The organism is Rhizobium laguerreae, from assembly GCF_019778565.1.
Taxonomy (GTDB): Bacteria; Pseudomonadota; Alphaproteobacteria; order Rhizobiales; family Rhizobiaceae; genus Rhizobium; species Rhizobium laguerreae.
Map to the genome: position 1 here is coordinate 74,865 of NZ_JAAXQT010000018.1, position 10,309 is coordinate 85,173.

The window sequence follows — 10,309 nt, forward strand, 5'->3', positions numbered from 1 at the left end:
GTTTTGTCCATATGGCAAGGAAAATTACTTGCGGAGCTTGCCGAAATCGAGAATGTTAGCAAAACGGTTAGCTGCTGTTCGCCAGGCGAAGGTGGTAAATTGGGCATGGAGGAGGAAATTATGAATTTCACTAGGATGAGTTTGTTGATCGCGGGCGCGATCTTGGCGGCAATGCCGGCGCACACGCAAGATAAGCCGCTGATCGGTCTCGTTTCGATCGCGGCAACCGAGGCCAACAATGTCCGCTACATCAATGGCGCCAAGAAGGCTGCCGAAGAGCTCGGTTATGAGGTCTCAGTCGTCGACGCCGCGGGTAGCGCCGACCAGGCGAACGCAGCTATCCAGAACTTCGCCCAGCGTGGCGCCTTTGCGATCGTCGATCTCGTTTTTCCGGCGTCATCGATCGGAGCCGGTCTAGACGCGGCCAAGCAGGCCAATATCCCTGTCGTGACCTGGGGAGGCGGGCTAGGACTGAGCGTGGCAGCAACCAACGGTTCTGGAGCGCCGATCGCCGAGCCGGTCATCAAAAAGATGATCGACGATATGGGCGGCAAGGGCGAGCTTCTGGCGCTGACCTACCGCACCGGTGAAGTCTGCCGAAATCGTGAAGCGCTGATGGACAAGATGCTGGAGAGCCACGCGGACATCAAGGTGACCAAGAACGAGGTGCGCATTCCAGGCTATTTCGAGGACGGCGCGCAATATGCAAATGCTTGGCTCGCCTCGCATCCTCCGGGAGATGAAAAGCTGGCGATCTGGGGCTGCTGGGACGATCCGGCCATCGGTGCGATCGGATCGCTCCGCTCACAGGCACGCGATGACGTCCTTGTCTATGGCGTCAACGGAAACGCGCAGGCAATCGAAAATATAAAGAACGGTCACATGACCGCGACGGCCTGGGAAGACAGCTACAGCGAGGGCTACAATATGATTAAGCTGCTGGCGGACATCAAAAAGGCCGGTGCGGACTGGAAGCCTCAGGCTGTGGAAGTGCCTGCCGTCCTGATTACCAGCGATACGGTGGAGGATTTCCTGAAACAGCACCCGGAAGCCGTCCAGTAAGCAGGCTTGAACCTTAGATCGGAAGAGAAGCAATGCTTGCGTCCAATCCAGAAAAGGAGGCTTCGGTCACGCCTCCGTTTCTTGTTGCCCGTGGCGTTCGGAAAGCCTATGGCGGCGCCCAGGCATTGAAGGGCGTCTCGATGACGCTTCGCGCTGGCGAAATCCATGGACTTGTGGGCGCCAACGGCGCCGGCAAATCGACCTTCATCAAGGTCCTGGCAGGACTGACTCATGCCGATTCCGGCGAGGTGCTGATAGACGGCAATCCGGTCACCATCGCCACGCCGGCCGTCGCCGCTGATCTCGGCATGAGTTTCATTCATCAGGAACTCGCGTTCGTACCCGGGATGACGGTCCTGGAAAACATCATGCTGGGCCTGCCGAAAAGGACATGGCTTGGAATCGTCGATTGGAAGGCGATCGCCAGGGATGTCGAGCCGTTCGCCAGACGTGTCGGCATCAGTGCTCCGCTCAATGCCAAAGTGAAAGATCTTTCGACGGCGGAGAATTGGCTGATCAACATCTGCCGGGCGCTGATGCGCAAGGCGCGACTGATCGTCATGGACGAGCCGACCGCATCATTATCCGCGGCCGAAAGCGAAAAGCTGTTCAAGATCATCCAAGACCTCCGAAATTCCGGTGTATCGATCCTCTACGTCTCGCACCGGCTCGACGAAATTCTCAGGCTGTGTGGCAAAGTTACAGTCTTTCGCGACGGCAACTTCATCACTGTTATCGATAAGCCGGATCTCACGCGTGCTGCGCTTGTCGAGGCGATCGTCGGCGGCGTGGTCGAAAATCTGAGCCATGAAAAGGACAATACGCGCAAGGATGTGATCCTCTCTGTCGCAGAGCTGACACGGCTGCCGAAAGTCAAAGACGTTTCTTTCGAACTGCATCGCGGCGAAGTCCTCGGCATTGGCGGACTTGTCGGTGCCGGGCGCACGGAGCTGATCCGGCTGATCTACGGCGCCGATCGCGCTGATGCCGGGCTGATGACCCTTGATGGCAAAGCCTTCCTGCCGAAGACACCCGCCCACGCGGTCAAGGCGGGGTTGGGGCTTGTGCCGGAAGAGAGGCGTGCAGACGGATTGGTGCTGACGAAGAGCGTCGCCTTCAATCTTCAACTCTCCAACCTCGCCAATATCGTCCGCAGCCCGGCGGTGCCTCTGATCGATGATCGTCGCCGCGAAAATCTTTCATGGCGGATCGTTCGCGATCTCTCGGTTAGGACGCAATCGATCGAAACCCCGGTCGGCCTTCTGTCCGGCGGCAATCAGCAAAAAGTGGTCATCGGCCGCTGGCTTCTGCGCCAGCCGAAGGTCCTCGTTCTCGATGAGCCGACGCGAGGCGTCGACATCGGCGCCCGAGCTGACATACACAGGCTGATCCGCAATCTCGCGGCAGGTGGCATGGCGGTTATCGTCGTCTCGTCGGAGCCCGACGAGCTGCCCGATCTTTGCGACCGCGTTCTCGTCATGGCGGAAGGTCGCGTTGTCCGCGAACTGACAGGCGCAGGTATAACCCGCAATGCGCTAGTCGAAGCAAGCTATGCTTTCGAAGGCACCGAAAGGAACTGAGATGAGCGACCTGACCGTCTCCACCAAACGTCTTTCACCGGCAACGAAACGGGCGCTCGGGGCGTTTGCCCGCTATGCGACGATCATAGGCCTCTTGGCGATGATCGTCGCCTTTTCGATCCTGTCGCCGCGCGCCTTTCCGACTATCTACAATTTCACCAACGTGTTGAACCAGACCTCGCTTGCGATGATCATCGCCGGCGGTCTGACGCTTGCCGTCATTGTCGGCGAGCTGGATCTCTCGATCGGTTTTGCCGCCTCCTTGCACGGAGTATTGGTGACAGGCCTGATCGTCTCCAGCAAACTGCCGATCGGGGCGGCTATCCTGATCGTCGTCCTGCTGGGTGGCCTAATTGGCCTCGTCAACGGCCTGATCGTCACCAAGGTCAAGGTCAACTCGGTCATCGCGACGCTCGGCGTTGGCACAATCCTGACAGGACTGTCGTTCGCCTATTCGGCCGGCGTACCGATTACCGCCGGGGTGCCGGAAGCATTTCTGCAGGTTTCGCTCGGCCGCTGGCTGTTCGGGATTCCAAACAACATCGTCATCATGGTCATTGTGCTTGGCGCTCTCTGGCTTCTTGTCGAGCGAACCGCGCTCGGCCAGGAAATTCAGGCGGTCGGCGGCAATCCTTCGGCTGCGCGCCTCGCCGGGATCAATGTCGACCGCATCAAAATCCTAGGCTTCATGATATCGGGCATGTGCGCGGCGCTGACTGGCATCCTGCTTGCGTCACGGCTTGGCAGCGGCACGACAAGTGCAGCCGATCCCTATCTCCTGACCGCGTTTGCCGCCGTCTTCCTCGGTTCGGCGACGCTGCGCGACGGCGAGTTCCATGTCTTCGGTACCTTCATCGGTGCACTGATCATCGCCTTTGGCTTCAATGGCCTCAATATTTTCGGCGCACCGACCTACTCGCAGTATATCTTCCAGGGCGCCATCCTGATCATCGCCGTCGGGCTCTCCAGCCTCGGCCGCATTCTCTCACAGCGTTAGGAGCAAGTGATGTCCAATCAATGGGAGGTCCACGTCATCGAATTTGCACGGTCGAAAGGCCAGCCGCTGATCGATCTTGTCAACGGAGCCCCGCCGTCAGCGGTCATCGACCTGCCTTTCGGTTTCGTCCTGGCCCGGAACGGCGAAAGGAATGTGCTGATCGACACCGGCTTTCTCAATGAAGGCAGTGGCGCGGAGTTTTCGAAGAAGTTTGGCATTCCCGACTGGATCTCGCCGGTGCGGATGCTCGAGGAGCTTGCCGTCAAGGCAGAGGATGTCACAGATATCGTCCTCAGCCACGCCCATTTCGACCATATGGGCTCGATCTCGGCATTCCCCAAGGCGCGGATCTTCATCCAGAAGCGCGAATGGCTCTCTTGGAACGAGGCCATGGCGCTACCGCCACAATACGGCTTCCTGACCGCCATCATCAATCCTGACAATATGCGCTCGGCTTTTGACGCGGCCGTCGAACATCGGCTGATGCTGGTCGATGGCGACAAGGACAATATCCTGCCTGGAATCCATGTCCGCCTTGGCGAAGGCCACACGCTCGGCCAGCAGTTCGTAATTGTCGAAACGGCGCGCGGACGATTGCTGGCGGCGGGCGACTGCATCTATTCGAAGCTCAACCTGACCGGCCATAGGCACGACGGCGTCTTTGCGCCCCTGAACAACGGTATTGGCAGCATCTGGAAACAGTTGGAGACCATGGATCGCATCAACGAGGAGATAGCAGGCGACATGTCGCGATTGATCATGATGCACGACAACGATCGTTGGGCGCATTTGCCGCTCGTCAGGGAAATCGAGGGCTTTAAGATCCTCAAGGCATCCTGACCTTCGGGAATAGCGGCTAAATCCCGATGTCGCTGGATTGCTCCTGCGGCTACTAATCCAGGGAAAAGGACGATCAGTCAAAGAGCTTGAGCTTTGGCGATATTTGCCAAGCGCCCAGATCGACTGAGGCCTCGCCGAGCGAGACCTGATAGCCTGCTGTTAAGTAAAATTGAAAATTTTGCCTCTATCGCTCCTCTATCGACGATTATCGAGAGGGCCAGATGAGCGTTAAAGTCCGCAGACCTATTTGGGTAAAAATGACCGGCTACGGGTTCGGAGCTGTCTTGTTCGCGAGCGCCGCCATCGGTGGGCAGGCATGGTATCGGCAGTCGATCGCGAACGACGATGCCCTCCAAAGCAGGGCTCGCAGCGACCTCTCCCTGATCCAGACTGACATGGGCGCGACCCAGAGGGCGGCCGCCGCTCTTGCGTTGGCGCTCGCAAGCGATCCGGATACCGCAAAACTCATTCTAGGCAAGGAGAGAGAAGCCATCCTGACCAAGTATGGTTCTGGTCTGCCAGCGATCTCGAAGGAGGGCGGTTTGCAGTTTGTGACCTTCGTCGATGTGAAGGGCTCGGCCGTGGCGCGTCTCCATGCTCCTGATAAATTCGGCGACGACATGACCGGACGCCGCAAGATGGTTGTAAAGGCTCTATCGACTGGCAAGGTGGCGGCAGGAGTTGAACCGGGCCGTGCGAGCATTGGCATGTATGCTTCCGCACCGGTGATCCAGGACGGCAGGGTCGTCGGCGTCGTCGATGTTGGCACGGAATTGTCCAATCCATACTTCGGGCCGATCGCCGATCGTATAGGCGGTGAGATCGCGGTCAATGTGATCGCGGATGGCAAACTGCAGCTTCAGGCATCAACCCTCGATGGCAAGTCAATGCTGACTCCCGAACAGATTCAATCCGCGTTCGCCGGCAAACCGGTATTCGATGAGATTTCCTCCGGCAGCCGGGATATCCTGGTCCAGGCCGTGCCGTTCACAAACTTTTCCGGCGATCCGCTCGGCGTCTTGGAAATCGGCGCCGACTCAACAGAGATACTCGCTGCAAGCTCCAGCGCCCTGTGGGCGACTGTTGTAGGAAGCGTGGTCGTCTCTCTTTTGTCTCTGGTCGGCTTCCTCCTGTTCGCGCGCAATTTTTCCAAGATCATCGGTAATCTGACCGGCACGATGTCGCGTCTCGCTGAAAATGATCTCGATGTCGCCATCGAGGGCAAGGATCGCCCGGATGAAATTGGCGCAATGGCATCAGCCGTCGAGGTGTTCAAGGAAAATGCTGAAAAGGCCCGCAATCTTGAAGTCGAGGCAACCGCAAACCGCCAACAGTCGGAGGAGCAGCGTCAGAAGACAGCGGAACTCGATCGCAAGCGGGCCGCGGAAATGGCTCTAGCGACACAGTCGCTCGCCGAGGGGCTTCGGCACCTCTCGCTCGGGGATCTGACCTATCAGATCGTAAATCCTCTTCCGGCCGATTTCGAGGCGCTCCGCTCGGACTTCAATCAGGCTGTCGGACAGCTTCGCGAGACACTGAGCGCGGTGGCGCGGTCGACTACCGCAATTGACAGCGGCTCGCGAGAAATCAGTGCGAGCGCCGACGACCTCTCGAAGCGCACCGAGCAACAGGCAGCGTCGCTTGAGGAAACTGCCGCTGCTCTCGATCAGATCACCACAAATGTCGCGAACTCGACCAAGCGCGCCTACGAGGCGCGAGGCGTCGCCATACAAGCCAATGAGAATGCCCGCCAATCAGGCGTTGTCGTTGCTTCCGCCGTAGACGCCATGGGCAAGATCAAACAATCGTCCGGCCAGATTTCCAATATCATCGGCGTGATCGACGATATCGCCTTCCAAACGAACTTGCTGGCGCTCAACGCCGGTGTCGAAGCGGCGCGGGCCGGCGAGGCCGGAAAGGGCTTTGCCGTCGTTGCCCAGGAAGTCCGCGAACTGGCTCAGCGTTCAGCCAAGGCTGCAAAGGAAATCAAGGAACTTATCCGCAATTCCAGCGCGGAAGTGGAAATTGGCGTAACGCTGGTCAGCCAAACTGGCGATGCGCTCAAGGCAATCGAAGCCTTTATCGTTACGATCAACCAGCACATGGACTCGATCGCAACCTCGGCGCGCGAGCAGTCGATTGGTCTTTCAGAGGTCAATACTGCTGTGAACCAGATGGATCAAGTAACCCAGCAGAATGCCGCCATGGTCGAGGAGGCGAACGCAGCCAGCTGCACTCTGGCAAACGAGGCGGGCAACCTGAGGAGCCTCGTAGCACGCTTCAAAGCTGAAACGTTCAGCGCAGCCGCGGGGCCCGTCTATCCGCGTCAAACAAAGCCTCAGCAATCGCCTGTGCGCACGATGATGAAACGGGTTGCGAGCTCGTTCGGATCAAATGCCGCTAAGGATGACTGGCAGGAGTTCTAAAACGAGGAATGCCAGAGGATAAAAAGGGTCATGCTTGCCTTGCGACCGCATCGCGCGGTTACGCTTCATTAACCATAAGCGGATAAAACGAAAAGATCGGCGCGTTCTCCTCCCTACGCTGTCGAAGCAAAATTTGGGCCCTGAGAGTTGTTCTCGGGCCCTTTTTTTCTTGTTTTCGTCGGACCGCGGCAGCCTTTTTGACAGAATTCAGCGCACGGGAAAGATTAAGTATCCTCAGATCCTATTTGACACTGACACCGCGATACGTCGGGCGTTTGGAAGCCGTTCGGCAACCCATGTGGGCGACCCCGAACGAGTCAATCGAGGCCGCTTACCGCTGCTCCTCCTCTACTTCTGTTTAGAAAACACTTTCAGGTCGGATTTCCGATGGCGCGGCCAAGTGCTAGCCTCAACCCGCGTCCTCACTAATTTTCAAAAGCAGGAGTAACGGACATTCTTTGCGTAGAAATTCTTGGGCCGCGCCAGGCGCAGGTCTTGCAACGGCCGGAACCGCAAGCGTCCGGCGACATCGTCAAGATCCAGGTCCTGGTCGCGCCGATGTGCACGGAATGGCAATCCTGGCGTTCTGGCAAGCTTTCGTGTGAGCTCGGTCATGAGGCGGTCGGCGTTGTTGTCGATGCCGCACAATCAAAGCGCTTGAAGGTCGGCGACCGCGTCATCGTCATGCCGCATGCCGGTTGTGGCGTCTGCCCGGCTTGCCGCTCGGGGGAACATATCCACTGCACGTCGCAGCGCGATCTTTTGGACGAGACGGGTTCATCGTCCGGCATCGGCTGTTACGCCGAATTCCTGTTGAAGCCGGATTATCTATTGCAAGCGGTTCCCGATGACATCGAGACGCATCACGCCGCAATGGCGATGTGTGCTCTCGGCCCGAGCTTCACCGCTATGCATCGCATGCAGGTAAGCGCACAGGATACCGTGCTGATTTCCGGCTGCGGCGCCGTCGGCCTTGGGGCGATCATTAATGCGCGAACAATTGGCGCGCGCGTCATCGCGCTCGAACTGAACGGTTATCGCGCTGCACTGGCACAGGAGTTGGGAGCAGAGCTGGTCATCGACCCCCGCGCGCCGGACCTTATCGAGCAGGTGCGGGCCGCGAGCGGCGGTTATGGCGTGGATGCGGCCCTCGACACCAGTAACAATGAGGGTGCTCCAGCGGTTGTCTTGGAGTTGTTGCGGGCGCGGGGAAGGCTTGCCTTCGTCACATGGAGCGGTTCGCTACCGGTCAACCGCATCACGGGCAAGGGCATCGACATCTTTGGCGCTTGGCACTGGAACCATGACGTCTTCGCCGAGGAGTTGTTGCAGCGCGTGCGCGATGCCAGGCCGCTTCTCGACAGATTGACCACGCATCGTTTCGCCATCTCGGAGGTCGCGTCTGCCTTTGCTCTTCAGGAAACCGGCAATTGCGGAAAGGTGCTGCTCTATCCGGGCAAAATTGCTCAGGCTTGAAGGCCTCAGAGACAAGATGCGGCCGGAGAAGCGGCCGCCGCCCGCCAACAGAATCAATTTGGGAGACTATTCATGACGTTCAGACTCGGTGGCTATGGGATTGAATACGGGGGTGATCCCGAAGCCTATGCACGCGCACATGTGGAATTCGGGTACAACGCGGCATACATGCCGAACATCAAGCTCGAGAACCGCGAAGAAATCGCCGATCTGGTGAAAAGCTTCGCCGCCGCCGATCTCGTCATTGCCGAGGGAGGTGCCTGGAAAAACCTGATTGCCCATGATGACGTGACGCGGAAAGCCAATCTTGAATATGCCGTGCATCAATTGGCTCTAGGGGACGAAATGGGAGCAGGCGCCATCGTCGCCTACCACGGAACCGTCGGCCATCCAGGTGACCCGTGGCAGCTGAGCGACAATTACGACTATGGACCCCATCCAGACAATCAAAGTGAGGCTGGATTCCAGCGTGCGGTCGATACGGCCCGCTATGTCATCGATATGGTAAAGCCCAAACGCACCAAGTTTTCGTTAGAGATGGTGCCGTGGCTGGTGACGGATACACCCGAAAATTACCTCAGATTGCTAAAGGCGATAGATCGGCCGCAATTCGGAGCCCATATCGATGCGGCAAATATGGTCATCTCGCCGCGGCTCTATTTCAATACAGGAACGATGATCCAAGATTGTTTCGCCCTTCTTGGACCCTGGATCGTTTCGTGCCACGCGAAGGATCTGGTGATGAAAGGCGGACCTGGAACGATCTCTTTCCATTTGGATGAAGTCGTGCCTGGCGAAGGTAATCTCGACTACACGGCTTATGTCACCGAGATTGCCAAACTCGGGCGCGAAGTTCCGCTCATGCTCGAGCATTTCGATGTGCCCGGCTATCGGCGTGGCCTTGCGCACATCAAGACGATCGCACGCAGCGCAGGGGTTGTTTAGAAGCGGTGACCTGCAAAAGCTCTCGTGACAACTCCCCTTGGACTGGCCGTGCTCCACTAGGCGCGCCAGCGTTCGCTTTTACACCCGAACGCATCGAGAAGCACGCTGAACGAGCGGCAGGCCGATGCCGGCTGAAAGCTCATATCACACCAATCTCATTGCTCTTTTCGATCCTGGACCGTCAAGAATACCTAGACTCCGCCGTCTACCACCACGATTCCGGTTTCTGCCTCTGCACTTCCTCGTCCGAAACCATCCACCTTGGCAGCAAGATGGTAGAGCGGACCGCGGTTGCCGTCGTAGAAATGAACTTCAGGGCGCCTCCGATCGTCCCCTCGTCATTCAGACGCTCGGTTGGCGCGTGCGACGGGTACCATCGAAGTCGCTCGCCTTAGCGCTAACAATCGAATGTACCGCCCCAAACAACCGTACTGAGCAGGTACCATGGTACCGTTTTGTAGGCGGGAACCTGCTGACGGGGCGAGTTGACTGTCGGACGATATTGTCCCCTAGCAGGAGCCCTATTATCAAGGGTTCCATAAATACCCTTTACGCCACTGACCCTGAAAATAGCGGGTCAATGATTCTGGCAGGGCGAGAGCTTCGAGGCCAGCGTCCGACTTGTTGCTATGGGATTCACGTTTTAAGCCAGGCAGATCGCATAATGGATCGACGGGAACTCACGATCTACTCGTGGTGATCAGGTGCAAGGCAGAATTGCCCCTTGTAACCGCTGCGGCTGACAGCTTGCGATCGAATGTCGCCAGCTGGCCCTCACGCGCCTTGGCTAGCGCAAGCAGGTAGGTGTCAGTTACCTGCCCCGATGTTAGAATTTTCGTGGGAGCGATATCACCTCACCCGACAAGGCTCACATCGTCCGGCCAAAAACTGTGACCGGGGAGCGACCGCAATTTGCGGACAATTTCCATCACGAGTGACGGGGAACCGGGAGAGTTGGGATATTTGGGGTTGCCGACAATCCG

7 protein-coding genes and 1 pseudogene are annotated in these 10,309 nt (G+C 58.0%); 7 read left to right on the forward strand and 1 reads right to left on the reverse strand.

What is annotated here, in order from left to right; genetic code table 11:
• Positions 1–120: 120 nt before the first annotated feature.
• The 7 genes from HFO71_RS34395 to HFO71_RS34425 all read left to right on the forward strand — a co-directional run bounded on the left by HFO71_RS34395 (position 121) and on the right by HFO71_RS34425 (position 9,326).
• Positions 121–1,062, forward strand: coding sequence for a sugar ABC transporter substrate-binding protein (locus HFO71_RS34395; RefSeq protein ID WP_168340950.1), 942 nt, complete (start codon positions 121–123; stop codon positions 1,060–1,062).
• Positions 1,063–1,094: 32 nt separating this feature from the next.
• Complete coding sequence (locus tag HFO71_RS34400; RefSeq protein ID WP_168340951.1) at positions 1,095–2,642, forward strand: sugar ABC transporter ATP-binding protein; 1,548 nt, start codon at positions 1,095–1,097, stop codon at positions 2,640–2,642.
• Between the two features lies 1 nt (position 2,643).
• On the forward strand, positions 2,644–3,639 hold the full coding sequence (locus tag HFO71_RS34405) for an ABC transporter permease (RefSeq protein ID WP_168340952.1): 996 nt from the start codon (positions 2,644–2,646) through the stop codon (positions 3,637–3,639).
• Between the two features lie 9 nt (positions 3,640–3,648).
• Positions 3,649–4,479 carry an N-acyl homoserine lactonase family protein gene (locus tag HFO71_RS34410; protein ID WP_168340953.1) on the forward strand — a complete coding sequence of 277 codons (831 nt, stop codon included), beginning with the start codon at positions 3,649–3,651 and terminating at the stop codon, positions 4,477–4,479.
• A 221-nt stretch (positions 4,480–4,700) separates the two neighbouring features.
• On the forward strand, positions 4,701–6,905 hold the full coding sequence (locus HFO71_RS34415; RefSeq protein ID WP_245007081.1) for a methyl-accepting chemotaxis protein: 2,205 nt from the start codon (positions 4,701–4,703) through the stop codon (positions 6,903–6,905).
• Positions 6,906–7,400: 495 nt separating this feature from the next.
• On the forward strand, positions 7,401–8,381 hold the full coding sequence (locus HFO71_RS34420) for a zinc-dependent alcohol dehydrogenase (RefSeq protein ID WP_206113841.1): 981 nt from the start codon (positions 7,401–7,403) through the stop codon (positions 8,379–8,381).
• A gap of 72 nt (positions 8,382–8,453) precedes the next feature.
• Positions 8,454–9,326: a sugar phosphate isomerase/epimerase family protein gene (locus tag HFO71_RS34425; protein WP_221989056.1), complete on the forward strand. Its 873-nt coding sequence runs from the start codon at positions 8,454–8,456 to the stop codon at positions 9,324–9,326.
• Between the two features lie 680 nt (positions 9,327–10,006).
• On the opposite strand, the pseudogene HFO71_RS36100 reads toward HFO71_RS34425, so the two are convergent.
• A pseudogene (locus HFO71_RS36100) lies at positions 10,007–10,309 on the reverse strand (PIN domain-containing protein); the annotation flags it as partial.

Excerpts from the sequence above, each read along its gene's own strand:
- HFO71_RS34410 (WP_168340953.1), top strand. The coding sequence starts at position 3,649 with ATGTCCAATCAATGGGAGGTCCACGTCATCGAATTTGCACGGTCGAAA.
- HFO71_RS34400 (WP_168340951.1), top strand. The coding sequence starts at position 1,095 with ATGCTTGCGTCCAATCCAGAAAAGGAGGCTTCGGTCACGCCTCCGTTT.
- HFO71_RS34425 (WP_221989056.1), top strand. The coding sequence starts at position 8,454 with ATGACGTTCAGACTCGGTGGCTATGGGATTGAATACGGGGGTGATCCC.
- HFO71_RS34415 (WP_245007081.1), top strand. The coding sequence starts at position 4,701 with ATGAGCGTTAAAGTCCGCAGACCTATTTGGGTAAAAATGACCGGCTAC.
- HFO71_RS34395 (WP_168340950.1), top strand. The coding sequence starts at position 121 with ATGAATTTCACTAGGATGAGTTTGTTGATCGCGGGCGCGATCTTGGCG.
- HFO71_RS34405 (WP_168340952.1), top strand. The coding sequence starts at position 2,644 with ATGAGCGACCTGACCGTCTCCACCAAACGTCTTTCACCGGCAACGAAA.